Here is a 22,990-nt window from a genome sequence, read left to right as displayed (position 1 = left end):
TGACCGGACCGCCGACCCGGAGAGGGCCGCACCACCTCGTCCCACCAGGTATGACGGGCCGTAGATACGAAACGAAGGCGAGTCGGGTGCGGCCCGAGGCATGACTGATCGTTCCAGATGCGCGACGAGTGGCGAGCCGCGCACGCCGAAGTCGGCCAGGCATGCCGCCGCCCGCCACATCGAGGTCCGCACCCGGCGCCACGGCGCCCGTCTGGTGGTCGAGGTGACGGACGACGGGGTCGGCGGTGCGGACGATCCGTCGTCGGACAGGGTCCCCTCGCGGGGCACGGGGCTGAGCGGGCTCCGGGACCGGGTGTCCGCGGTGGGCGGCGACCTGCGGGTCGACAGCCCTCGGGGGCGGGGCACGCGGATCCGTGTGGAGCTGCCGTGCGCGTGATCGTGGCCGAGGACTCCGTGCTGCTGCGCCGGGGGCTGGTACGTCTGCTCGCCGACTGCGGTATCGAGGTGGTCGGCGAGACCGGCTCGGCGGAGGGGCTGCTCGCACTGGTCGAGGCCGAGCGGCCGGACGCGGTGCTGCTCGACATCCGTATGCCGCCGACCCACACCGACGAGGGGGTGCGGGCGGCGGAGGCGATCCTGACCCGCCGCCCGGGCACCGGCGTGCTGCTGCTGTCCCAGTACGTCGAGACGAGCGCGGCCGTACAGGTGCTCGCCCGCAGCCCCCGGGGGTTCGGGTATCTGCTGAAGGAGCGGATCGCCGACCCGGAGGAGTTGTGTGCCGCCCTGAAACGGGTGGCGGCCGGAGAGTCGGCGGTCGATCCGGAGATAGTCTCCCGGCTGCTGCGGCGGCGTGGCACCCAGGGGGCGCTGGACGCGCTGACCGCGCGCGAACGGCAGGTACTGGGGCAGATGGCGGAGGGCTGGTCGAACGAGGAGATCGGCAGGCGGCTACGGGTCAGCGCGAAGACGCTGGAGACCCATATCCGGAGCGTGTTCACGAAGCTTGGGCTCGAACCGGACGTCAGCGCGAACCGCCGGGTGCTCGCCGTGCTGACGTATCTGCGCGCATGACCGACTTCCCGCCCTCAGGGCTCATACGGCCCTCACGGGCTCATACGCAGGAGTGGTCCAGCAGCCCGACCCAGGTGCGGGGACCGACCAGGCCGTCGATCTCATTGCCCCGGAAGCCGCAGGCCCGTTGGAAGTCCTTCACCGAATGGGCGGTGCCCCGGCCGAAGACGCCGTCGACCCGGGTGGCGATGCCGTTGTCGTCGAGCTTGCGCTGCAGGAACCGTACGCAGGTCCCCTGGTCGCCCTGGGAGAGGAGCGGCCGGGTCTTCGCACACCGGTTGGCAGAGGCCACCGCCGCGGAGGACGGGGCACCGGCTGAGGACGCGGACGCGGCACCGGCGGTCATCGGAGCACCGGTCAGTACGGCGGCGGTCAGCAGCGCCGCGAGAAGTGTGCGGGATGCATTCACGATCGATCTCCTTGTGTTCTGGTCGCGGGCGCGGCCGGCCGTGCCCGGTCGCCGACCGTGTGCCGGCGACCGGGCCGGGGCCTCAGGACACGAACAGCCTGGTCGGCTTCGGGTAGCCGGAGCGGTAGCCCTTCAGCTCGCGGATGTCGGACGGCTTGAGCTTGATGCAGCCGTTGGACTTGTAGTCGCCGTTGCCGTCCCAGCGGTAGGGGCTGTCGCCCCCGGTGCGCGGGCCCTGTGTGCCGTTGGGGCGCATCTCGCCGTGGATGAACAGGTCCGTGCGCCATGTGCCGCTGTGGCACTTGTGGTTGCTCAGCAGCCAGGAGACGCCGTTCACGCCGCGCGACCCGCCGTTGTGGTGGTCGTAGAAGGCCTTGACGGCGTACTCACCGTTGGGCAGCCAGCCCCGGTTGCGGGCGCAGGTGTCCTTGCTGCCGTTGCCCGACCCGGCGCGCCAGCTGTTCACCGTGTAGCTGTGCGGGTGGTCGGGGTTGTTCATGTTCACATAGACCAGGCTCAGCCGGGAGTTCGACGGGTTCCCGGAGTTCTTCTTGAACGTCAGGTACGTGTAACTCCTGCCCGCGGCCGCGACGCCGGGACTGTGCGTGCCGGTGGCGGCGGTCGCCGTCGGTGCGGTGGCCGACGAGGAGTCGGCCGCCACGGCGGTGATGGCCGTGCCCGACAGGACCAGCCCGGCGGCCGCCATCGTGACGGCGTACCGGACGCGCTTGACGTTGTGCATCTGCTGTCTCCTTGAAGTGAGAGGCCGTGCCCGAAGTGAAGTGGTGGTGATGAGGCGCGCTGGATCGGTGAGAGCCGCGCGGTGGGTGAGGGGCAGGCGGGGCCTGCTATCCGGCGGTGCGTGTCACCGCGGAACATCGCGGTCCGCCGGGCCCGGTAAACCGTGGCGCGGTGCGAACCGCAGGGCGGAACGGCGCGATGTGCGGCAATCCGTGCCGGCACCCGCGTGGAACGGCCCGTGATGCCGGGGCACCGAGCGGAACCGCCGATGTGGCGGCGCCGATCGCACGTGCGTCGATCCGCTCTGGCATGGCCGTACCTCCGGTCTGTCGCTGGAACGTTGGGGGCCGTCATGGCCGGACATGTGACGGCTGCGCGTGAGGAGCGACCGCCCGTGCCCGGTCATGTGCACCGGTCTGCTCCCGCACCACCCGTGCACCGGTCCGGTGCCACGGCCGCAGCGGAAGCCCGGCTCCCGGCGGCCGCCCTCGTGCCCGGCTGCCGGTGATGCCCAACGTACGGACCGCGACCACTGCGCACATCGGGGCCACCCCTGAGTCGAACCGGTCCGCGGTGCGCCACGGCGTCGGCCTCGTACGGGTCGGCGAACAGCCGGTGGTCGCTGACGTCGAACGGCGCATACCGGACGGAGACGCGGTGTCCGGGCACGAGGGTGGTCTCCCGTCCGTCCAGCGCGGCGGTGATCCGGTCGTGGTCCTGCTGGACGTGCCGGGTCTGGGTGTACGGGCCGACGCGCAGCAGGGTGTAGCCGTCGCGGCTGTCGTCGCGTTTGCGGGCCTCGACGCAGAGGACGTAGTGCGTGGGCGCCATGCCGAGGTCATCGGGCAGGGGCAGGCCGGCGGCGGCGTGGGTGAGCATCGCGTAGCCGGGCTGCCAGAAGCCGAGGATCGCGCTCGTCTCTCAGCGCAGCCAGCCGCGCTCGGTGTAGCCGAGCTGGCGGCCGTGGAGGCAGGCGCCGGCGTGCGGGGTGTCGGAGTGGACCAAGGCGACGGCGATCATGTCGGGGTCGTGGTCGTCGCCGGGCCGGGTGTGCGCGCGTTCCACGAACGGGCCGACGCGCACGGCGATGTCACGGGCGCTGCCGGGTGTCCAGGGATCGGGGTTGTGCAGGGCGGTGAGCATCGCGCGGAACTGGTCGACGACGGCCTGGTCCTCGGGTGTGAGGGCGCCGGGGCCGTGGCCGCAGCGGCGGAAGCGACGGATCATCGCGCGGTCTCCTGCTCGGTGGTGGCGGTGCGGGGGCCGGCTGGTGTCTTGAGGATGCGCGGCAGATGGACGTGCAGGTGCTCGACTACGACCTCACGGCCGCGGTCGCGGAGTTCTCGGGCAAGTAGTTCGGTAAGACCGCTGGCCCTTTTCCGGACTAAGGAAACGATCAAGGTTGAGGCTCCTTCGACAAGAGAGCGGTCCCGTCTGACGGCGGGACCGTTCAGTGGTTTTGGATTCGCGAACCGTCACACCGCGCTCGGCAGATCGACGCCAGACTGGCGACGGCCCGCGTTGGGGGGTTATCCCCCGTTCGGATCTTGGGGTGCGCCAGATCGCGCCCCGGTGGGGGCGAAACTAGCGTCCAGCCATGACTTCGACTCTGAGAAAGCACCCGGTCATGGCATTCGGTATCGCTATGCTGCTCGCCGCCGACGTAGTCCCCGCCATCGCTCAGCCGGCCGCTCCCTCCCCTGCGGAGCAGTTACGTCGGGACACCGAGGCGATCCACGCCCTCGGTGTGAGCGGTGTGCAGGCCCGCGTGATCGCGCCTGACGGTCGGCAGTCGGTCGCCACCAGCGGTACCGCCGACCTGAACACCGGCCGCCCGGTATCTTCCAGCGGCTACTTCCGCATGGCCAGCACGTCCAAGACGCTGGTCGCCACCGTGGTCCTCCAACTGGAGGCCGAGGGCAGACTGTCCCTGGACGACACGGTCGACCACTGGCTGCCCGGAGTGGTGCGGGGCAACGGCAACGACGGCAGCCAGGTCACCATCCACCACCTGCTCCAGCACACCAGCGGTATCCGGGACGCCCTGCCCGGATACACCACGCCTGAGGAGTACTACCAGCAGCGCCACATCATCTACGAACCCAAGCAGCTGGTCGACCTCGCCATGGCTCATGAGCCTGAGGACTTCGTGCCCGGCAAGGGCTGGGCGTACTCCAACACCGGCTACGTCCTGCTCGACATGATCATCCAGAAGGCGACCGGTCACCCCGCTCACCAAGAGATCAAAAACCGCATCCTGCGCCCGCTGGGCCTCGACCAGACCCGGTGGATGGGCGCCTCGCCCACCCTGCCCCGGCCTCACGCCCAGGCTTACCAGCTTTTCGGCCCCGGTTCCCGGGTGGATGTCACCGACCAGATACCGGTGGACTACGCGAACCTTTCGTGGGTCACGACCACTCGGGATGAGAACCGCTTCTTCCGCGCGCTGCTCGACGGCCGCCTACTGCCGGCACGGCAGCTGGCCAAGATGAAGCAGACCGTCGTCGTGAGTGCGGACGTCCAAGAGCTGTGGCCGGACGGCCGATACGGACTCGGCCTTGTCGAACGCCCCCTGGGATGCGGGGGAACCTACTGGAGCCATGAGGGCGGGGACGGCGGCTACATCACCCTCAACGGCGTCACCGATGACGGGCGTCGAAGCGCTGTGGTCTCCATGTCCGAGGCCCGCGGCGACACCAAGGAGCACATATTGGAGCAGGAGAACGCGGCCAGCGCGCTGATCGAACACTCACTGTGTGCCGGGGGCCCCAACACCCGGTGAGCGGAGGTGTCGTCGCTGTGGGCGGTTAGCTCCGCTGGTGCCGCAGACCTGCGCTGCGCACCCCGTTACCTCTCATGGCCCCTTTTCGGCTCACCCCGGCGATGGCCCGTCTTCACCGTCCACACTGCCCCTGTCAGCCCTGACGACGCGCCCGTCTAGAGGTTGTCCCGTAAAAGCTCTGAGGCATGCAGGCTGGCCTGCTCGTTTGCCTGTCATCCGGTGAGGGTGAGGTTGTGCAGGCGGGCGATGCCGGGCATGGCGTGGTGGACGCCGTCGCCTTTGAGTCGGCAGTCGCGCGGGATCTTCCAGGTCTTCATGCGGGCGAAGGTGTGCTCGACGCGGGCGCGGACCTTGCGGTGGGAGGCGTTGTGCTCCTCCTTCCAGGTCGGCAGTTCCTCGTTCTTGTGTCGGCGGTAGTGCGGGATGGTCAGGCCGGTGCCGCGGTAGCCGCCGTCGGCGATCACGGTGGGGGTGGTGCCGGCGGCGGTCTTCGTGCCGGAGTCTTCCCAGGCCCGGCAGTCGTTGCGGTTGCCGGGCAGCGGCTTGCCGACGGCGACGACCAGGCGGGTGTCGGCGTCGATGACGACCTGGTGGTTGGTGGAGTAGCGGTGGTTCTTGCTGGAGGCGGCCACGGTCCGGTCGCGGGTGGGGACCAGTGTGCCGTCCACGATGAGCACGGTGTCCTTGCGGAACCGCCGTCGGGGCTGGAGCGCGAGAGCCGGTCCGAGGTGGGAGACGATCCGGTCGGCCGCCGACTTCGAGACGCCGAACAGCGGGGCCAGTTGGCGCAGGGTGAGGTTGGTGCGCCAGTACGCGGCCACCAGCAGCACCCGGTCCTCCAACGGCAGCGACCACGGCCGGCCCTTGCGGACCGGATCGGCTCCCTCGCGCCGCAGCGCGGTGATCAGCTTGTTGAACTGCCGCGGACTCAGCCCGGTGAACAGACCTGTCCACGAGGGCTCCGACGCCGTGATCACACCAGCCACGGCAAGATCATCTCACCCCTGAACAGCAGTTACGGGACAACCTCTAGGCATCTCTGATGAGGCTTCGCGAAAATCCCCACGGCCGATCTTCGCCTCAGTTCGTTCGCTGGTAAATCGAGTGGGGAGGGTGGGGAGCGAAGAGCGCGTCCTGCCGGTGCTGGTGCGGAAAAGCCGTTGCCCTGGGACCTGTTGGGGCTGATAGACAGGGGTATGGACGACAAGGTCATGCCCTCGGTCGAGCGGATGCTCGCGGAACGCGCCTGCGAGCGCATCATTGTGGACTTCATCCACCGCCTTGACCTCGGCGAGCCAAGTTCGGTGGCCGAGCTGTTCACGCCCGATGGTGTCTGGGACTGGCCTTTCGGGGACCGGCGCATCGAGGGGCGCGAGGCCCTGCGCGCCTACTTCGCCTCTCGCCCGGCGGACAGGCTGTCGCGCCGTCTGATGACGAACATCCTGGTCACGGTGGAGTCCGAGGCGACAGCGCGGGCGGTCTCGTATCTGACGACATACCGGGTCGATGGCTACTCGGGTGGAATGATCGAGCCCAGGCTCCCGGCGAACGTCGGCCACTACGAGGACATCTTCCGGAAGATCGACGGCGCCTGGTTCCTCGCCAGCCGCACTGTCTTCCTTCCCTTCGGCGGCGGAACGGAACGGCTCCCCGTCGCGGATGGATCACCCGCCTGACGACACCGCTTTCCTGGTCCGGCGACCTCAGGTCGCCGGACCCTGGTGATCGGTGAGGGTCAGCCGAAGCAGGCGCGAAGGACGTGGCCGATCTCGGGGACAAGCTCGGCGCGGTGGGCGAGCCGGAGTCGCTGACCTGGCTGAAGGCCACCACGGAGGCGATGCTGCCCAGGATCGACCTGCCGAACCTGCTGTTCGAGGTCCACTCCTGGACCGGGTTCCTCGACTCCTTCAGGCACGTCTCCGACCGGCGCACCCGCATGGAGGGTCTGCTCGTCTCCCTGGTCGCTCTGTTGGTCTCCCAGAGCTGCAACATCGGGCTGACCCCGGTCATCGACCCGAGCAACAAGGCGCTGACCCGCTCGCGGCTCTCGCACGTCACGCGCCCGAGGACGGTGACGAGGAGGAGTAACCCGGGTCAGTCCGGAGCGGTGCCCATTCAAGCTATGAGCAGGCGGAGGCCGAGGTCTGCCGTGTCGAGGTGGGCGAGATCACTGTTGCGCTCGGCCCACCGGCCGGAGTCGAGGTCGTCGCGGAGGCTTCGCACTGCCCGCTGCTCGGCATCCGGCCCGACCCTCGTCCACACCGACATCGCACGGCGGACGTGCTCCTCCAGATACGCCCCCGGTCTGCGCCAGTACGCCTCGAACAGGCCGTCAGTGCAGTCCCAGGGGATGGGCACCGGCTCAGCGCGGGCGCCGATCGCGTCGGCCATCCCCGCAAGTGAGGGAAATTCTGCGAGGACGGTGGCGAACTCGGGCAGGTAGTCGCGGGTAAGCCAGAACCGGTCCTGCCATCCGGGCTCGTCCGTGTCGAACGTCAGCACCACCACGCGGCGGGCCACGCGCCGCATCTCGCGCAGCCCCGCTATCGGGTCCCCCCAGTGGTGAACAGTGGAGACGGCCATCGCGACGTCGAAGGAGTGGTCCCCGAACGGCAGGCTCTCCGCGGCGGCGGCCACGCACGGCGCCGAGCCGGCAGGCCGCTGACGCCGCATGACCTCCGACGGCTCCACCGCGGTCACCTCGCGATCAGTCGGCTCGTAGGAGCCGGTGCCGGCACCGACATTCAGCACCGTCCGCGCGTCCCCGAGCGCGTCCGAGATCTGCGCTGCGATCCGCGGCTCGGTACGCCGCGTCGCCGTGTAAGCGCCGCCGATCGCGTCGTACAGCCGTGCACCAAGCATCCCCAGTTGCTCCTCCGGTGTCACCATCAGTCCCCTCGCCCGTGCCTCAAGTTCCCTGTCAATGGCCGCCACCATGGCGTCAGCACGATCACGCCGCTCCACCAGCAGGCCACGCAGTCGGCGCAGGTGCGCGACCGCGTCGGTGGACGAGTCGCCGACCAGTTCCGCAACCTCCCGCAACCCGAAGCCCAGCCGCCGGTAGGCCAGCACTTCCCTCAGCCGCTCGACGTCACCCGCTGAGTAGGCCCGGTACCCACCCGCGGTTCGCGCCGACGGACGCACGAGCCCGATCTCGTCATAGTGATGCAGCGTGCGGACGCTCACGCCGGCCAGTTCGGCCACGCGCCCCACGGTCCAGTGATCTTCCACGGCACCGACTATGCAGCCTGACGTCACGTGAGGGTCAAGAGCCGCACTCATGACCCGCAAGAGCCGACGCGGAGCCGTAGCCGCACGCCGCGTTACTGTCAGAAACGGCCCTTTGCCCGAGCAAGATCAAAAGCGGTGGTCCGGCGGGCGTGAAGTGTCGTTCCGGTTCGCAGAACCCGTTCTCACGCAAAGGTGATTCCGGAGCACTTCTGAGAATGGTTTGTGACAGCATCCGGAGCATGACGGGCCCTCAAGAGGCTTCTTCGAGCGACACGGACGACGTCGAGCGCCACCCCTGCCCGCGCTGCCGGGCCGAACCCGGCTCGCCGTGCCGCTCGCGCTCCGGCGCGGTCGCCGGCACCTACCACACCGGCCGCTTCACCAAGGTGCCCCGACTCGCCAAGCTCCTACGCGTGCCCACCCCCGCCGACCGCGGGCCCGGCCAGCCGTGGCGCCCCGGTACCCCGGTCCCGCTCGCCCTCGCCCCGGACACCCCGAGCGCTGACATCCGCATCGGGTACGCCCGCTGCTCGACGCTCACCCAGGAACTCCAGTCCCAGCTCGACGCCCTCGCCAAGCACGGCATCGACCGTGACAAGGTGTTCTCCGAGAAGATCAGCACCCGGGTCCGGGTCCGCCCCCAGTTCGAGGCCGCGCTCGCGCTGGCCCGCCAGATCAAGGCCCACGCCCCGCACTGCCGGGTCATCTTCACCGTGTACGAGATGAAGCGCCTCGGGCGGGACGCCGCGGAACTCACCGCGCTCGCCGACCACCTCACCGCTTACGGCCTGGTCCTGGAGATGCTTGCCGGACCCCTGCCCGGGATGTACGACCCCAGCGGGCCCGGCCGCCTGCTGTTCGCGTTCTTCGCCGCGATGGCGGAGACCGAGCGGGAGAACATCCGGGAGTCGACCCTCGAAGGACTCGACGCGGCAGCCCGCAAGGGCAAACACGGCGGCCGGCCGCCCGTCATCACCGAGGACATGCTGCACACCGTGCTCCGGCGCCGGGCGAACGGGGAGTCGGTCGAGCAGATCCAGCCCGACCTGATCATCCCCACCGGCAAGCGCAAGGGGCAGGCCCCCAGCGTCGCGAGCATCTACCGGGCGCTCGCCGAGCACGAGAAGCAGAAGGCGTACCCCGAAGCCGTCGCCCAAGCGCACGCGGACTTCGCCGACCTCCAGGACGCCGACGACATCCCCCGCTCCCGCCGAGTCCGCATCCGACGCCCGGACGACCCGCTCACCCCGACACCGGCCGGACCATGATCGATCTCAGCGACACTTCCTGTACCGCAACTACTCACACCCGGATCTCTCCTCCAACGTCGGGGCCAGCACAGCACTCCGGACGAAACGTGATCACGCAACGGCCCCTGGTGGTGGAGTTGTCCGATCGCCAGACGCCCCGGACAGGGAATAGCTGCCGAGAACCATGAAGTTGACCCGAACATGTGGAGCAGCGAACACCTCGACCTCGACGCCTACCTCGCCCGCCTCGGGTACGAGGGCGACCGGACGCCCACTCTCGAGACGCTGAGCGCCCTGCAGCGCGCACACGTGCTGACCGTGCGCTGGGACACCCTCGACAGCTTCCTATACCGCCAGGTGCGGCTCGACGTGCCCTCGGTCCAGGACAAGCTAGTACGCCGGAGCCGGGGCGGTTATTGCTACGAGCACGTCGTGCTCTTCGCCGCCGCGCTGGAGAAGATCGGGTTCCGCTTCACCGCCGTCTCCGGCCGGGTGCAGCTGGGCGCGGACTCCACCAACCCCCGCCCAGCGACCCACGCGATGCTGATCGTGGACCTGGACGGCACACGCTGGCTGAACGACATCGGCTTCGGCGACAGCCCTCTGGAGCCCATCGAACTGGTCGACGGCGGCCGCAGCCAAGCGGACCCGTGGCCGTACCTACTGCGCTGGCAGGACATCACTCACGGCTCCCCAGGCTGGGCGGTGCACCATCGCAGGGGCGATTCGAAAGGGTCAGAAGGCTGGGTGGTGCGGCAGGTCTTCACCGAAACCCCCCAATACCCCGTCGACTATGCGGTCGGCAACCACTTCGTGGCCACGCATGACCACTCCCCGTTCGTCACCCGCCCGTACATACAGCGGCGGGGCACGGACCGGTACGACACGCTCGACGCGCTGGTCTGGACGACGGAACGCCCGGGCCGGGACCGGGTGACGGAAACCGTCGTGCCGCACGAGGTGCCCAAGCTGCTCGACGACGTCTTCGGGATCCGCACGGACCCTGAGGAAGCCAGCCTGCTGGTGACCCGGCTAAGGGAACTGGACTTTGTCCGGCACCGCCCCGAACCCACGCCCCGGTGAAGCGGCTCTGATCAGCCGCTCAGTCGCCCAGGCGCTGCCACGGACACAGCCGCCCGAGAAGATAGCTCGCCGCGAGCGCGGCGACCCCGGTAACGACGACGCCCATCACTACCAGCGCATGCCGATGGCGGAGAGCAGTTCGTGTCCAGGAGCGGTTTTTCTGATCTGTAGTTGGTGCTCTGGCCTGTACTGATCAGTTTGTGGTGTGGCGGTGAGTGGGGGTGTCAGTGGTTGCAGTGCTTGTGGGTGCGGCTGGGAGCGGGGATCTGGCCTGCGGCTTTGTCAGTTAGCTGGTTGCGTGATCAGGCCGTGTCATCGCGGCGTCCGTCCGGCAGTCTTGGCAGGCTTTCGTTGACCTGGATGAGGTCCGCGTTCTGGACGGGAGAGTTTTCCTGGGCCTGGTGTTTGAGATGGGCCCGTTCCTGGCCTGCGTGGTCCTCGACCTCGTCGCGGTGGACGCCGCGGTCGACCTCCCGCTCGCCGAGCGGCTGCGGGCCTGGCTGCGGATCGCTGCTGCGGATCAGCACTTGCACGACCGGGTGCTTGCCGCCCACCCACCTGCCGACACCGACGCTGCGGACGTGGGGGAGTGGTGGGGTCGGGCGGGCGAGGCCGCGGTGCGGCTGTTGGCCGGCTGCCCGACCCCGGTAGGCGCCTGGCTGGCCGCCCTCGTGTCGGATGCCTGCCCGTCCGAGCGGGCTGTCGGCCTGCATCATCGGGCGCAGGCGGTACTCGGTCCGGCCTCCGCCGTCGAGGAGATCGACCAGGTCCTGCCCGCCGCCGGCATGGACGAGGCCGGTTGCCGGGACGAACTGCTCGCCTCCTGGTTACGTGTCTGGGCCTGGTCGCCGGTCCTCCTCGTGCCGCTGCTGGCCGGCTTCGCGCTGCTGCTGGCCGCGCTGCGCCAGTGGGGGCCGGTCGGCACGCCCCGTGGACCGCCGTCCGCCCGCACTCGCGCCATCACACCAATGTCGCCGTTGGGGATCTGCGGGAGCCGGCCGCCTAGGCCGGCCCGCTCGCGGTCGCCGCCCTTGTCTTCGCCCCGGAAGCGGGCGCCGTCGGCTACGCGATCGTGCTGCTGCGTCTCATGGCGGCCGCCCCCGCTGCCTGGACCGCCGACGTCCCCCATGTGCTCGCCGTTCTGGCCCGGCCGGAGCTTGCCGCGTTCTACCTCGCCGCCGCGAACGCCGCTCGCCACTCCGGCGCCTTTCCCACCGGGGTGGCCAAGGCCGCTCTCGCCGCTCTCACGCTGAGCCGCGCCCTGCCTGCCCCCGTCTCCCAGGTTCCCGACGCGGCGGAGTTCGCCGGCCGGGCGTGGTCCGGTCTGCTGAGCTTCGTGTGGCGCACCGGTACCGGCCTCGGCGGTGACCAGTCGGCTGTCCTCAACCACCTGCACTTCCTCGCTGAGCCCCTCACCCGCCCCGCCCCACCGCCGCCCGTCGGCGCCCCGGCAACGCCCCTGCCCGGCACTACCGGCTTGGCCGACGACAGGGTGGGCGCGCAGGAGCCGAAGCAAGCGCTTGACCGTGCAGGCGGAACCGCGCGCCCTGCCACCGGCGTCTGTCGCCGACAAGAGCGCACATCTACTGGACAGGACATGAACCCCTCTTCAGGCACCAGCACCGGCGCCGTCGGATGCCTCCTTGCCGGCTTGGGCGCGGCCACTGCCGCCCTTGCGTGGGCACCCCGGGCTGCGGTCAATGTCGAGGGTGGGTTCGAGGGGCATGCCCGTGATCTGAGCGTGCTCGTCATCGATCTCCCGCTCGTTCTGCTCGGCGGTGCTCTGGTTCCGCTTCTGGCCTGGGTGATGACAACCCGCTGGGTGGGCCGTCCCTGGATTGCGACACTCGCCGCCCTGGCCGCGCTCGCCCTTGGAGTGTGGGGACTTCTGGAGTGGTGGACTCCCCGCCAACCTCCCCACCCCGGTTACGGACACGGCATTTAGACGTCATCTCATTTGGCCGTATTGACCTGGAGCTCAGGTTTACCGAGGCATGTATCTGACCTGCAGGGTGCGCAATACTCCACGAGTGACTATGCCGATCGGCCCCGTGATCCTCTTCGATGACGATTACTACATGTATGTCCTCCAAGACCGAGCCTTCGCCGAGGCATGGTGGGAGATGCCCGATGAGTACGTCTGCGGGTTCGATGCTCTGGCCAGACCGTTGCGCATGACGGGTGAGCCACATCAGGTCACCCTTGAGCTCACGGGTGATGAGCCGGCCGAGGCAGATCTGCGCCGTCTCGTCACTGACCACTACCAGCGGTTTCTGCATGAGCAGGCGCCGCCTCAAGCGTCCGATCTTGCAATGTTCGTGGCAGGGCTGCCGAAGCCGCCGGCGGGACGGCGCGGCACCGGCCTGGCCATCGTCTGCGCCACCGGGCAACTCGCCCGAACGCGCCCGGATGACGGCTGCGTTCGGCGCCGGAGTGGTCCTCATCGACCAGCTGCCCGGGTGTTCCAGAACACCGAGAGACCTCGACCCCGAGCTACAGAGGCTCGGGGTCTCATGCTGTCCCGCATGCGGGCAAGAGGGGCGCCGTCTCGCGCCGTGCGTCAGCGGCGTTCGATGCTCTGTCCCCTGGTGACCGCCTTGTTGCGTGGGGACTTGCCTGGCTTTATCGACGAGTCCTGACACCGGTTGTCGATCGGTGACGACACCATCCGGTGTTCGCGGAAAGTCCGAAGTCGAAGGTCGATCTGTTCGCGGCGATCCGCCGTGATGTCCGGGCGGGGATGCCGAGCCGGGCCGTGCAGCGCAAGTGCGAGGTGGGATTCCGGACGGTGGAGGCGCCATGGAGGCCGTCTGGCCGGAGCCCCGCAAGACGCTGCCGCCCCGCAAGCGTGGCTCGACGCCTTCAAGCCGGCCATCGACCAGATGCTGTGGGCGGATCCGGACGCGCCGCGCAAGCAGCGGCATACCGTCAAGCGGATCTTCGACCGGCTGCTGGACGAGCACGGTGCGGTGGAGGTGACCTGTCCGATGGTGCGGGCTCATCTCGCTGCTCGCCGGCCGCAGATACGGATCGAGGCGGAACGCGGGCCGCTGAACGCGTTCATCCCACAGACCCACATGCCGGGGGCCGAGGCCGGGGTCGACTTCGGCGACGTACCGAATCCTGCCGACTCGCCCTCGCCCGGGCCCGAGCCGCAGCATAGAACTCCGCCAGCTGACCTCAAGGCCGGAGGCGCCGAGCCCCAAACCGGTGAGGCACGGGCATGATGCCTCCTATGACGAAAGAATCTTCCGAACCGCGCCGCCCGTCTTTGCTGTGGGAGCAGCACTGCTGCCTGCCCCTGGACAGACGCGCAGATGTCGGCCGGACGCGATCGAGCACGTCGACCACGACAAGCGGCTGTGGCGCCGCGTCTACCCGCCCACCGGCCGCGAGGGCCTGGTCCCCCTCGCGTTCGTGTTCGCCGACACCACCGAGGCCAAGGTCGCCCACACGGTCGCCGCGCCGGAGGAGGCCGGCCGCCGCTACTGGGCGCCGCGCCGGTACGACTCCCTCTACGAGAAGGCCATCACCGCGCTCGACTACCGCCAGGCGGTCCCCGTCGTCGTCACCACCCTGGAAAAGCTCCAGGAGCACGGCGCCGGGGCGGCGGTGTGGCGGCGCCTGGGACGGACCGGGGAGCAGACGCTGACGGACGCGCTCGACAACCCCGACGGCCACGCCCTCTACCGCGCCCAGGAAGCCCGCGCCGACGAGGAGGACAAGCAGCGCCGGGCCGCCGAGCGAGAGGCGCAGCGCCCGGTGTGCACGCGGTGCGGGCGGAAGTTCAGCGACGAGCGATGGGAAGAGATCACCGTGCACCGGACCGCCGTCCGGGCCGGGGACAGGGCGGTGTGCGGTCTGTGTCGCGCCGACGATGTCGCCCGCCAGGAGGCCGCCGCCGAAGCCGCCCGCCTCGCGGCCGCCGCGCCGTCGGAGCCGCAGGACGGTCGCGAGCCGGAGAGGGGCCGCGGCTGGTTCCGCCGGCGGACCTGACCGTGCAAGCCCGCTGTGCGGTCGGCAGCCGCCAGGCCGCACAGCGGGGCCGGTCTCGAAGTCACCGCGTCACCGGGCGGGACGGGCTGGCCGATCTAACGGCGCCAGCCCACCGCAGGTCCTGCACAGGGCCGTAAGGGAACCGGTGGTTCGTGGCTTCGGTCGGCGCTGTGCCAGGACGACCCGACCCGTCAGTCGTCTGTGTCCGGGGTGTCTGTGTCGCTTGGTTCGGCCTTCGGATCCGAGCTGTCGTCGACGTCGGAGTTGAAGGCATCTTCGTCATCGTCGTCTGTGTCAGTGGTTTGGATTCCCGCTGCCAGCGCTGCTGCTGCGATCTGGTTGAGGTCTGTCTGCGGGAAGAGGCCGCTGTAGTCGACCTTTGGTACGAGGTAACTGAAGTCCATCGGGGGGACCAGCCCGCTGAAGTCGGGCTTGGGCAGCACGCTGGCGATGTCGAGCGTGGGCATTGACGCTCTGATCTGCTCGAAGAAGCCCAGATCGACCGGGGGGACCACGCCGGAGAGGCTGCGGGTCAGGGCGCTGGCGACATCGAGTGTGGGCATGACATCGGCGAACAGGTTGCCACCGGAAGAGTGGAACATCTGGTTGCGCACGACCTGCGCCATGCGGGCAGCTCTTGCCTTCAGCTTCTTCAGGATCTCCATGCACCGCGCGTCCGCCGTGTCCGGGAGCGCGGGCTCGCCGGGGGTCAGCAGGGTCGGCGCCTCGTCCCCGTCGTTCGCGGAGAAGAGGACCTTCATCTCCCAGACGCACGACACGTACCGCACGTCCTCGCTGTCGCCGTTGACGGCTGCCCCGTACAGCAGCCATCGGGTGTTGGCCGTGTACCAGATGCTGTCCTCGATCTCGTGGCCGAGGACGTTCGTGATGCTCAGCAGCTCGGCTTCGGGAGAGGCCAGCCACTGGCGCCACTGCACGGAAGCTTCGGAGCTGTCCAGGCCGATGAATCCGATCGGCGAGCTGAGTACCTCGACCGCGGTCTGTGCCACCCGCTTGCGGACGGACAGCGACTTCAGCAGCTCCTCGGCGGCTGCTTCGGCGTCCTGACCGGACACCTCCTTGGTGAACTTCGAGACGACCGCGTTGAAGTCGGTGAGCCGATTGAGCCGGCCCTCCAGACCGCGTACGTCCTCGTTCATCGGATAGGGATAGGTGACCCCGTCGCCGAAGTCCTTGGTGTTGTTCGTGACGAAACAGACTTCCTCGTCCGGGTTTTCCCTCATGTACTCGAGGATGGAGAACCAGACCGCCGCGTCACGGCCGCCCTCCGACCGGTCCTTGGTCGCCTTCGCCGGCGGAAGGGCCATGGCCTCTCGCGACAGAGCCCTGCGGGCGGCCTCCCCGCTGGTGTCGATGACCTCGAAGATCTCCTCGTACGCGCTGCGCCAGTGTGCAACGAGACGTTCCAGATCGAGCGGCTCCAGGGAGCTCTCCAACTCCCATGGCAGTGCTTCGTTCAGCTTCGCCAGGGTGTTCACGACAGTTCGGTACTTGTCGGGGTAGTGCTTCGTCTGGTGGGCGACCAGCTCCTCCATGACCATCCACGGTACGGCCACCTTGTGATGGCCCGACTGCCGCAGCTTGCGGATGATGTCGGCCCGAGGACCGGACGGGGGGAGAAGGTTCACCGCGTTCGTATCAAAGATGATCAACCGTGCCTCCATTGTGCTGACAGGCATCATCTCGTGCGACTCCCCACCGGCTCTAGGTCGGATCCGCAACCCGGAACGGTGCCCCGAGCCTGTGGTGAGGGCCGCCGACGGCACTCACCACAGGCTTACCATCACGCTCACCCCCGGCCTTGGCGCAGCCCGCCCCGCACTGCTGTGACCTGCGAGGGTCATTGCTTGGGTCACTCACCACGGCGTCTGACGCAAAGGGCCGGCCTTGCCGCGCCCGCTGTGCCCGGGTACTGACCCGGCGCCTGGTGCGCGTACGGCTCAGGTTGCGCCATCGGTTGCGCGGTAGGCTGCGCCGCCGGTTGCGTCACGGGTTGCACGCCTTACCAAGTCGGTCCCGCGTCTGCGCAGGCCAGGGGCCGTGGGTCAGTCGATCTGGCCGCCGACACCTTCCCTGTAGGGGCAGGGGAGGTGTCCTTCTCCTCTCACACGGCGTGGGGCGGGCTGCCCGTCGCGCGGAACAGGCACCGAAGTCCCCGTGCCACCGCGCGGGACGGGCGGGCCCACCCAGCGGGCACGGCCCGAGGAGGCCCTACACAGGGCTGTATGAGACGTAGCCGAGAAGAGACCGCGCTCCAGGATCTGCCGGGCGACCTGTGGCACGCCCTGGCCCAGCTCCATCACACCCATCCCGACATCGTGGGCCGCGTCGGGCCGCTCGCCCGCCCGGCCGGGCTGCTGTCCTTCGCCGCGGCCGACGACACCGTCCTCGCGGCCCGCGTGCAGTTGTCCGGCGCGGAGTCGATGCGCGAGGTGAACGAGACGCTCCGCGCGGTCACCGGGGGCATGCAGGCCCACTTCACCGGCCCCGGCGTCGCGCTGGAGGTCACCCTCGGCAGACGGCAGGAGCTCCCGCTCCACGAGGCCCACATGGTGGGCCTTACCCGGCTCTTCCGTCACGCCGCCGGCACCGTCGGCGCCCGCAGCACGTCGGGAAGCGGCCTGTGCTTCCACTGCAGCGGGACCGGACGTGCCCGCCTCCTGTGGGAGCCGGCTGCCGGGCACACGTGAGCGGCACGCGAGAAGAACGCCCGCGTCCTACACCGCCCTTCCGGACGGTGCGGGACGCGGGCGGGCGGAAGGACCTCGGAGGCTTACGCCGTCACGATGCCGGTTCCGAACGCGACGAAACTTTCTAGTCCTGGCCGCCGTGTCCACTTACCTTGGCCGCTATGGGAAACAACGTGTCCAGGCGCCACCACCTGCTTCCGCAAACGTGGCTGGAGGGCTTCGCACGAAACGGGCTCCTCACCGGCAGACGCAGAGCAGCCAGCCATGACTTTCCCATCTCAGTCGTGGACGCCACGGTGATCGGCCAGTTCTACAGCAATCCCATGCCGGAGCAAGGGGAAGACGGCCAGGAGGTCGAGAGGTTCCTGGCTGTCGAGATCGAAGGGCCTGGTGGCACAGCCCTCCAGGCCATACGCGCGGGCTGCTGGCCAGTGGAGCGGGACGATGAATCTGCGCTGGTCCGTCTCCTGGCGCATCAACTGGCTCGCTCGCAGGCGTTCCGCAAGCTGGGCAAGCACGTGGAAGACCACCTGCTGCCGCTCATCACCGCGAGCGAGATCGCGAGTTACATGGACGAGAAGGCCGATCAGCCCCTCTCGCCTCGGGACCGCAAGCGCGTCATCGAAAGCATCATGCGCAACCCTCCCGCCCTGGAGGGGCTTCTCGATCCGCGGCGCGACCTGCGTCAGCAGCTTAGAACCGCTGATCAGCTGGAGCAGGAACTGGCGAACTGGCAGATGGTTCTGCTGCGCGCCGACCGTCCGCTCCTTCTCCTGGCTGATGGTGGAGTCGTGGTGAAACAGGCGGATGGCGCATTTTCCCCCTATCCGCCGGTGCTGCCTGAGGATGCAGAACTGCTTGCACCACTGGCCCCTCACCTTCTGCTGGTCCTTACGCAGCGACCTGAACGCCATGCTGACCGACAGCTCACGCCGAAGAAAGCCGGCAGGGCAAACCGTGGGGCCCTGGCCCTGTGCCATGACGCCATCTACCGGCATCCGGAGCACTCCTGGCCGAAGGGCGCGACATTGTTGGCGGAGCCCCCGTCCTTGCGTCCTCCCTCCATCACGATCTCCCTAGCCGCGGAACAGGGACCTGAGCAGCCGATGAGTCATGCGCCGATCGCTCATCAAAGACTTGCGCAGCTGGTTAGGAAACTGGGCGGCTAGGACCGGACAGTCAGCTTCGGCGGCATGAGACCCCGGGCCCGCACAGGGCCAGGGGTCTCACGGCTGCACAGGAGCGGTCAGAAGTCGTCCCCGTAGCCCTCCCGATCGGAGGGCGGTCCGAGCTGCTCGATGAGGTCGCAGGTGCACGTACCGCCTTCGTACAGCTACCCGTCGCACTCCTCGTGGTGCTCCCGCACCCGCCGCTTCGTCGGGGTCGCCGTCGGCGCGGGCTGCGGGGTCGGCGGTTCCGGAGCGGTCTCGACGGCCGGCACCACGCCCGCCCACTCCACGCCCAGCCCAGCAAGCGCTGCCCGCTGTTCGGCGGTGAGTTTGTCACGACGGGTCTTGGTGTTGGAGACCCATACGCCGAGCTTGTGGTGGTGTTCCTGGCCGTCGATGACGACGCGTTCGACGTGTTCTCTCGGTACTACCTTGTGGGCGCCCTCGCGCTGGATCCACTGCGTGAGGGCCGCCAGCCCGCGTTGGAACGCCTGCGATGCCTTGCTCTGCCCCTTCGTCGCCCTCTTGGTGGCCGGGGCGGGAGAGGGCGTCTCGAGCGGCACGATGCCCAGCGCGGTCAGCCGTTCCTGCTGCTCGGGCAGGAGCCGTGCCCAGGTGCCTGGTTGTTTCTGCTGTTGGAGCCACTTGCCGATGTCGTCGCCGTCCATGCGCACGCCGGGCTGGAGGTCGGGCAGTACACCACCAGGCTCGTCTTCCGCGAGGTCGGCGAGGTGGCGGTAGTGGCGCTGCCAGTTGAGCGGCCAGGGGCAGTTCCAGTCCGGGTCGATCTCCGTCAGCTGCGCCGCGCGTGCGGCGGCCCGCTCCGGGTCCTTGCCCAGACCGCCCTTCCGGCGGAGGTTCGCCATGTGCTGGCCGACCGGGACCATCGCCTCGCCCTCTCCCCACACGGCATCCTGCCGCGGCGCGAGGTGCCCGGTTGCCCGCCGGTACGAGCGGAGCGCGGCGAGCTTGTTCTCCCACGCTTCCTCGCCGGGTTCCCAGACCATCCCGGCCTCCGGCGCTTCGAGGAGGACCTTGCGCCGGTCCTCCAGTTCCCCGGCCCGCAGCGCTTTGCGCTGCTGGTGGACCCATCGCCCAAGTGGAAACGCCTTCGTCGCTCCGACTTCGACCTCGACGTCGTAGGGGACGGCGTAGACGCCGGTGATCTCGTTCTCCTTCCGCCAGCGGATCAGGGCCTGGTAGCCCTCCAGCCACACCAGCGACTCCGGCCGGTAGACCCGGGTGCGCAGGAAGGCCGCGATGGTCGCGGCGTCGCGCGGGCTGGAGAAGTGGAGCAGGGCGGACTCGGCAGCGGCGTCGGTGTCGTCCTGCTCCTGGTCCTCGCCGTTGCCCTCTCCGCCGGCCCCGACGATCCGCCCGTCCTCATCGCGCTGGAGGTGGACCTTGCGCTGCCCGTGGGTGAGGGCGCGGGAGGCGAGCTGCTCGACCAGGCGCTCATCATGCGAGCGCAGGCCCTGGAGCACCGCCACGAGCGGCTTGAAGCTGGCGGAGGCGACCATGTCAGTGGGGTCCTCGCCGGGCTCCAGGAACACCGGCACGATGATGCGAGCGACCTTCGTGGAGCCGTCGCGGTTCAGCCTGAGCGCGCGGCCGATGTTCTGCACGATCTCGACCTGGGAGCCGCGGGTGTCCGCGAAGCAGACGGCTTCTACACCCCGTTCGCCGGTGATGTCGACGCCCTCCCCGAGCACGCGAACGCTGGCGAGGAACGCCCGGTGCACCCGGCGGCCGGCCGCGTCGATGCCGTTGGCGAACTGCCGCAGCACCTCGCGCCGTTCGGACACGAGGTGGTCGCCGCACAGCCATGCCGACCACACCCGGTCCGGGGGTACGTGGCGGCCGGCCTCGAGTTCGTAGAATCCGGCGTCGATCGACGACGCAGGGAGCTTGTCGGCGGCGGCCAGGCCGGCGTCGGTGGCGTCGTTGACGTACAGCGCGGCGGCGGTCTCGGGCAGCTTCTCTGCGAACGCGGCGGCTTCCTCGACTTTCTGGTGGAAGGTCATGACCGTACGCAGGTTGTACGCGGCGGCGTGTTCTAGGAGTGCGGTCTGCAGGAGTGCCAGGCGCCGGCCCCGCCGGGCTTCCTCGGATTCCCCGAGGGCGGGGGAGGGGTCGTGGATCTCGAGTACGTCGATCTCGAACCCGGCGAGGATCTCGCGCTCGATCGCCTCCGAGAGCCCGAGCTCCGCTCCGGGGAGCCATGCGCCGTAGGTGCCCTCCGGGTCGTCGGCCATGCTCGCGATTTCCAGCTCCTGGCCGGCCGTCCCCTTCTGTGGCCGGGGCGAGGCGAGGATGCGTGGGGTGGCGGTGAGGTAGAGCCGGAAGTCAGCGGAGATGCGGGTGTTGTCGTGGATCGCTGCCCATGGCCTGCCAAGATCGCCTGCGGTTGAGTGGGCCTCATCGATGATGGCGAGCGAAAAACCGTCCATGCGCTGGCCGTACAGCCGCTCTCCGCCCGCCAGAGCGGCCTCCAGCGGCCCGCGAACGCGTCCCTGGCCCGTTGTGTCCTCGAAGTCCTCGCGGTCCACGAGAGAGGCGTACGTGGCGAACACGATGACCGGCCCGTGCCCGGCCCACAAGGCGAGCTGGATCGGGTTGGTGGTGGTGCGCACCCCCAGCTCGTTCAGCACCGCGTCATTCTCCAGTGAGCACACCGCAACCATCGGGGCCCGGTGCCCCACAAGGCGCCACGCCTGGGCGGTCTGCACGAGCAGGTCCAGGGTCGGTACGGTGACGAGGATCCGCCCGCCCGGGAAGCACTCAAGGGCGCTCGCGGCGGTGGTGATCGTCTTACCTGATCCGGTGGCAGACACCAGTGTGCCTCGCGCCCCCCGTGCGAGGACAGATGATCTTGCAAAGAATTTGACCCATTCTCGAATTGCTTTCTTTTGGGTCACCTGATGTTCCCGGAGGCTGATCACGGAACTCATCTCTTTCTTTTTCCGGGGGACATCAGATTCCTCCACCACGAGCTAGAAGAAGCCGCGGGCCCGGTGGAGGCAGAAGCAGGTAGCGGGTACCGGTCGATCCCGCCGCGCGCGGGCAACTCGTCCTCGAAGTCGCAGGTGGCTACGGCTTTGAAGCCGCAGCGCCACAGCGCTTCGAGCGCAGCCGTGACGGCCTGCACCACCTCGGCCGGTGCTGCTGCGGGGGCCTCGCACTCGAGCACGGTCGGCCATTGAAGGAAGTCGAAGGGGTGGGCGCGCCGGCCTGTGGCGTAGTCGTTGTGCTCGCCGGCCATGCGCACTGGCCCGACGGTCAGCTCCGGACCGTCGTCCTCGAGGCCGAGGGCCTCCCGAAGCCGGCCCACGACCCGCGAGGCGGCCACCGCATCCACGTAGATCAGGGCGTCGCTGTAAACGGAACCCGAGCCGAAGGGCGAAGACCCGCGATCATTTGCCACGCGCACTCCCTGGAGTTCCCTCCGCTGCGAGGCCAAGGAAGTGCTGGAGCAGCCGCTTGGCCGGCTCGTGGCCGTAGCACTCGGCGATCTGCAGCGGAGTCCGCCCATCGGCAGCCGGCAAGCGCGGGTCGGCACCATAGGCCAACAGCAGCGCCGTGCCTGCCGTGTGCAGGGGATGCCCCGACTGCAGATGACTGTCCCCTTCCAGGTCGATCGCATGAGTCAGCAGCGTGAGGCCGAAGCACACCTCGTTCGGGTCGGCCTCGGAGTCCAGGAGCACGGCGAGGGTCTCGTAGTCACTCATCTCCACGGCTTCGTGCGCCGGTGTCCACGACTCCACCTCAGCAGAGAAGTCCGGCCTCAGTACATCGGGACCCATTGCGCCCTTCCCCTTCTCCATCGACCCGGCCAGGTCATGACCGTCAGAGCAGCAGACGGACCACGGGCACAACGCGCCGGTTGATACGTCCGTCCCCTGAACCCTGCCACCGGGTGCCCCCGCCTTACGCCAACACTACATGCTGCATCAAATCAACACAGCCAAGACCTCACAGAGAATCAACCCTTACATCACGGGTACTCCCCACCCATCACCATCCACCACTTCAAGGAGAGAGCCATGACCCCCCAGACCGGAAACACCCAGGGCAACCGATTCTGCAAAGCGTGCGGTACGCCGGCCGAAGACGGGAAACTCTGCAAGCACTGCGGCACCGTCCTGGACCTACCCGACGATGCCGGACTGGTCGAAGACCAAGGTGCAGGAGTACGACGTGAGTTCGAGACACAGACTCACCCGCAAGAACACAAGTGATCGAACAACCCGAAGCGAGAACCCTCAGAGTACCCACGCCCCTCGCAGCCAGCCAGGCCCGCGTCAGCGGGCCTTCAGTCCTGAAGGCGCAGCCGTAAGGACTCCAGGGCGGGGGAGCGCAGCGGACCCGCCCTGGAGTCTGGAGCGAAGCGAAAGACCCCAAGGGGGCGCAGCCCCCGCAGCTCCGAGAGCGCAGCGAACGGAGCATCACCGTGCCTGCAAAGCAGGCACGGTGAGCGGGACGCGCAGCGTCCCGCCAGCGCTCCCGCGGAGCGGGAGCGCAACACCCGCGCGCAGCGCGGGTGTTCGCTTGCACATCGCGCAGCGATGTGGTACCCGCTCCGCGGG

At 69.0% G+C, this 22,990-nt stretch carries 24 protein-coding genes and 1 pseudogene; 14 read left to right on the top strand and 11 right to left on the bottom strand.

What is annotated here, in order from left to right; all coding sequences use genetic code 11:
- Positions 1–100: 100 nt before the first annotated feature.
- Both ACF09K_RS33605 and ACF09K_RS33600 read left to right on the top strand, forming a co-directional pair.
- A complete protein-coding gene (locus ACF09K_RS33605; RefSeq protein WP_392249132.1) occupies positions 101–397 on the top strand; it encodes a sensor histidine kinase in 297 nt (98 codons plus the stop codon).
- Positions 388–1,032, top strand: coding sequence for a response regulator (locus tag ACF09K_RS33600; protein WP_392249131.1), 645 nt, complete (start codon positions 388–390; stop codon positions 1,030–1,032). Before ACF09K_RS33605 ends, ACF09K_RS33600 begins: the two co-directional genes overlap by 10 nt.
- Positions 1,033–1,072: 40 nt before the next feature.
- On the opposite strand, the gene ACF09K_RS33595 is transcribed toward ACF09K_RS33600, so the two are convergent.
- From ACF09K_RS33595 to ACF09K_RS33580, 4 genes are all read right to left on the bottom strand, one after another.
- On the bottom strand, positions 1,073–1,441 hold the full coding sequence (locus tag ACF09K_RS33595) for a peptidoglycan-binding protein (protein ID WP_392249130.1): 369 nt from the start codon (positions 1,439–1,441) through the stop codon (positions 1,073–1,075).
- Between the two features lie 82 nt (positions 1,442–1,523).
- Positions 1,524–2,183, bottom strand: coding sequence for a hypothetical protein (locus ACF09K_RS33590; RefSeq protein ID WP_392249129.1), 660 nt, complete (start codon positions 2,181–2,183; stop codon positions 1,524–1,526).
- A 401-nt stretch (positions 2,184–2,584) separates the two neighbouring features.
- Entirely contained in the window at positions 2,585–3,061 is a 477-nt protein-coding gene (locus tag ACF09K_RS33585) for a hypothetical protein (RefSeq protein WP_392249128.1), read from the bottom strand.
- Positions 3,062–3,103: 42 nt separating this feature from the next.
- Positions 3,104–3,409 (bottom strand): hypothetical protein, encoded by a 306-nt coding sequence (locus ACF09K_RS33580; protein WP_392249127.1) that lies wholly within the window; start codon positions 3,407–3,409, stop codon positions 3,104–3,106.
- Between the two features lie 370 nt (positions 3,410–3,779).
- On the opposite strand from ACF09K_RS33580, the gene ACF09K_RS33575 reads away from it, so the two are divergent.
- Entirely contained in the window at positions 3,780–4,964 is a 1,185-nt protein-coding gene (locus ACF09K_RS33575) for a serine hydrolase domain-containing protein (protein WP_392249126.1), read from the top strand.
- Positions 4,965–5,176: 212 nt separating this feature from the next.
- Here ACF09K_RS33575 and ACF09K_RS33570 read toward each other — a convergent pair whose 3' ends face one another.
- On the bottom strand, positions 5,177–5,950 hold the full coding sequence (locus tag ACF09K_RS33570) for a transposase (RefSeq protein ID WP_392249125.1): 774 nt from the start codon (positions 5,948–5,950) through the stop codon (positions 5,177–5,179).
- Between the two features lie 210 nt (positions 5,951–6,160).
- Between ACF09K_RS33570 and ACF09K_RS33565 the strand changes: the two genes are divergently transcribed.
- Together ACF09K_RS33565 and ACF09K_RS33560 are read left to right on the top strand one after the other, a co-directional pair.
- Positions 6,161–6,640: a nuclear transport factor 2 family protein gene (locus tag ACF09K_RS33565; RefSeq protein ID WP_392249124.1), complete on the top strand. Its 480-nt coding sequence runs from the start codon at positions 6,161–6,163 to the stop codon at positions 6,638–6,640.
- 98 nt (positions 6,641–6,738) lie between these two features.
- A pseudogene (locus ACF09K_RS33560) lies at positions 6,739–7,020 on the top strand (Tn3 family transposase); the annotation flags it as partial.
- A 59-nt stretch (positions 7,021–7,079) separates the two neighbouring features.
- On the opposite strand, the gene ACF09K_RS33555 reads toward ACF09K_RS33560, so the two are convergent.
- Complete coding sequence (locus tag ACF09K_RS33555; protein WP_392249158.1) at positions 7,080–8,177, bottom strand: MerR family DNA-binding transcriptional regulator; 1,098 nt, start codon at positions 8,175–8,177, stop codon at positions 7,080–7,082.
- 257 nt (positions 8,178–8,434) lie between these two features.
- On the opposite strand from ACF09K_RS33555, the gene ACF09K_RS33550 reads away from it, so the two are divergent.
- On the top strand, positions 8,435–9,463 hold the full coding sequence (locus ACF09K_RS33550) for a recombinase family protein (RefSeq protein WP_392249123.1): 1,029 nt from the start codon (positions 8,435–8,437) through the stop codon (positions 9,461–9,463).
- A gap of 183 nt (positions 9,464–9,646) precedes the next feature.
- A complete protein-coding gene (locus tag ACF09K_RS33545) occupies positions 9,647–10,528 on the top strand; it encodes an arylamine N-acetyltransferase (RefSeq protein WP_392249122.1) in 882 nt (293 codons plus the stop codon).
- Between the two features lie 302 nt (positions 10,529–10,830).
- Here ACF09K_RS33545 and ACF09K_RS33540 read toward each other — a convergent pair whose 3' ends face one another.
- Positions 10,831–11,082: a hypothetical protein gene (locus ACF09K_RS33540; protein WP_392249121.1), complete on the bottom strand. Its 252-nt coding sequence runs from the start codon at positions 11,080–11,082 to the stop codon at positions 10,831–10,833.
- A 1,043-nt stretch (positions 11,083–12,125) separates the two neighbouring features.
- Between ACF09K_RS33540 and ACF09K_RS33535 the strand changes: the two genes are divergently transcribed.
- The 4 genes from ACF09K_RS33535 to ACF09K_RS33520 all read left to right on the top strand — a co-directional run bounded on the left by ACF09K_RS33535 (position 12,126) and on the right by ACF09K_RS33520 (position 14,524).
- Positions 12,126–12,473 carry a hypothetical protein gene (locus ACF09K_RS33535; protein ID WP_392249157.1) on the top strand — a complete coding sequence of 116 codons (348 nt, stop codon included), beginning with the start codon at positions 12,126–12,128 and terminating at the stop codon, positions 12,471–12,473.
- Positions 12,474–12,558: 85 nt separating this feature from the next.
- Positions 12,559–13,167, top strand: a complete 609-nt coding sequence (locus tag ACF09K_RS33530) for a hypothetical protein (protein WP_392249120.1) — start codon at positions 12,559–12,561, stop codon at positions 13,165–13,167.
- A gap of 243 nt (positions 13,168–13,410) precedes the next feature.
- Positions 13,411–13,755: a hypothetical protein gene (locus ACF09K_RS33525; RefSeq protein ID WP_392249119.1), complete on the top strand. Its 345-nt coding sequence runs from the start codon at positions 13,411–13,413 to the stop codon at positions 13,753–13,755.
- Between the two features lie 49 nt (positions 13,756–13,804).
- On the top strand, positions 13,805–14,524 hold the full coding sequence (locus ACF09K_RS33520) for a hypothetical protein (RefSeq protein WP_392249118.1): 720 nt from the start codon (positions 13,805–13,807) through the stop codon (positions 14,522–14,524).
- A 191-nt stretch (positions 14,525–14,715) separates the two neighbouring features.
- Here the strand turns inward: ACF09K_RS33520 and ACF09K_RS33515 are convergent, their stop codons facing one another.
- Positions 14,716–16,209, bottom strand: a complete 1,494-nt coding sequence (locus ACF09K_RS33515; RefSeq protein WP_392249156.1) for a PIN domain-containing protein — start codon at positions 16,207–16,209, stop codon at positions 14,716–14,718.
- Between the two features lie 561 nt (positions 16,210–16,770).
- Between ACF09K_RS33515 and ACF09K_RS33510 the strand changes: the two genes are divergently transcribed.
- Both ACF09K_RS33510 and ACF09K_RS33505 read left to right on the top strand, forming a co-directional pair.
- Positions 16,771–17,235 carry a hypothetical protein gene (locus ACF09K_RS33510; RefSeq protein ID WP_392249117.1) on the top strand — a complete coding sequence of 155 codons (465 nt, stop codon included), beginning with the start codon at positions 16,771–16,773 and terminating at the stop codon, positions 17,233–17,235.
- Between the two features lie 161 nt (positions 17,236–17,396).
- Complete coding sequence (locus ACF09K_RS33505) at positions 17,397–18,404, top strand: DUF4238 domain-containing protein (protein WP_392249116.1); 1,008 nt, start codon at positions 17,397–17,399, stop codon at positions 18,402–18,404.
- Positions 18,405–18,568: 164 nt separating this feature from the next.
- On the opposite strand, the gene ACF09K_RS33500 is transcribed toward ACF09K_RS33505, so the two are convergent.
- Genes ACF09K_RS33500 through ACF09K_RS33490 form a run of 3 tightly spaced genes read right to left on the bottom strand, consistent with a single transcriptional unit; the run spans position 18,569 to position 22,132 of the window.
- Positions 18,569–21,355, bottom strand: coding sequence for a Helicase associated domain protein (locus ACF09K_RS33500; protein WP_392249115.1), 2,787 nt, complete (start codon positions 21,353–21,355; stop codon positions 18,569–18,571).
- Positions 21,352–21,828, bottom strand: coding sequence for a hypothetical protein (locus ACF09K_RS33495; protein WP_392249114.1), 477 nt, complete (start codon positions 21,826–21,828; stop codon positions 21,352–21,354). The genes ACF09K_RS33500 and ACF09K_RS33495 overlap by 4 nt, the downstream gene beginning before the upstream one ends.
- Entirely contained in the window at positions 21,818–22,132 is a 315-nt protein-coding gene (locus ACF09K_RS33490; protein ID WP_392249113.1) for an ankyrin repeat domain-containing protein, read from the bottom strand. Before ACF09K_RS33490 ends, ACF09K_RS33495 begins: the two co-directional genes overlap by 11 nt.
- Before the next feature lie 315 nt (positions 22,133–22,447).
- Between ACF09K_RS33490 and ACF09K_RS33485 the strand changes: the two genes are divergently transcribed.
- Complete coding sequence (locus tag ACF09K_RS33485; protein WP_392249112.1) at positions 22,448–22,642, top strand: hypothetical protein; 195 nt, start codon at positions 22,448–22,450, stop codon at positions 22,640–22,642.
- The last annotated feature ends 348 nt before the right edge of the window (positions 22,643–22,990 follow it).

Source organism: Streptomyces sp. NPDC014882, assembly GCF_043081325.1.
Taxonomy (GTDB): Bacteria; Actinomycetota; Actinomycetes; order Streptomycetales; family Streptomycetaceae; genus Streptomyces.
The sequence above is the reverse complement of the archived record's forward strand: the minus strand, read 5'-3'. Positions and strand labels throughout refer to the sequence as shown.

Bases quoted from the DNA above. Each gene is read 5' to 3' on its own strand.
- ACF09K_RS33550 (WP_392249123.1), top strand. From the start codon at position 8,435: ATGACGGGCCCTCAAGAGGCTTCTTCGAGCGACACGGACGACGTCGAG.
- ACF09K_RS33545 (WP_392249122.1), top strand. From the start codon at position 9,647: ATGTGGAGCAGCGAACACCTCGACCTCGACGCCTACCTCGCCCGCCTC.
- ACF09K_RS33580 (WP_392249127.1), bottom strand. From the start codon at position 3,409: ATGATCCGTCGCTTCCGCCGCTGCGGCCACGGCCCCGGCGCCCTCACA.
- ACF09K_RS33585 (WP_392249128.1), bottom strand. From the start codon at position 3,061: ATGCTCACCCACGCCGCCGCCGGCCTGCCCCTGCCCGATGACCTCGGC.
- ACF09K_RS33525 (WP_392249119.1), top strand. From the start codon at position 13,411: ATGCTGTGGGCGGATCCGGACGCGCCGCGCAAGCAGCGGCATACCGTC.
- ACF09K_RS33490 (WP_392249113.1), bottom strand. From the start codon at position 22,132: ATGAGTGACTACGAGACCCTCGCCGTGCTCCTGGACTCCGAGGCCGAC.
- ACF09K_RS33510 (WP_392249117.1), top strand. From the start codon at position 16,771: ATGAGACGTAGCCGAGAAGAGACCGCGCTCCAGGATCTGCCGGGCGAC.
- ACF09K_RS33605 (WP_392249132.1), top strand. From the start codon at position 101: ATGACTGATCGTTCCAGATGCGCGACGAGTGGCGAGCCGCGCACGCCG.
- ACF09K_RS33500 (WP_392249115.1), bottom strand. From the start codon at position 21,355: ATGAGTTCCGTGATCAGCCTCCGGGAACATCAGGTGACCCAAAAGAAA.
- ACF09K_RS33565 (WP_392249124.1), top strand. From the start codon at position 6,161: ATGGACGACAAGGTCATGCCCTCGGTCGAGCGGATGCTCGCGGAACGC.
- ACF09K_RS33485 (WP_392249112.1), top strand. From the start codon at position 22,448: ATGACCCCCCAGACCGGAAACACCCAGGGCAACCGATTCTGCAAAGCG.
- ACF09K_RS33535 (WP_392249157.1), top strand. From the start codon at position 12,126: ATGAACCCCTCTTCAGGCACCAGCACCGGCGCCGTCGGATGCCTCCTT.
- ACF09K_RS33575 (WP_392249126.1), top strand. From the start codon at position 3,780: ATGACTTCGACTCTGAGAAAGCACCCGGTCATGGCATTCGGTATCGCT.
- ACF09K_RS33590 (WP_392249129.1), bottom strand. From the start codon at position 2,183: ATGCACAACGTCAAGCGCGTCCGGTACGCCGTCACGATGGCGGCCGCC.
- ACF09K_RS33515 (WP_392249156.1), bottom strand. From the start codon at position 16,209: ATGGAGGCACGGTTGATCATCTTTGATACGAACGCGGTGAACCTTCTC.
- ACF09K_RS33505 (WP_392249116.1), top strand. From the start codon at position 17,397: ATGGGAAACAACGTGTCCAGGCGCCACCACCTGCTTCCGCAAACGTGG.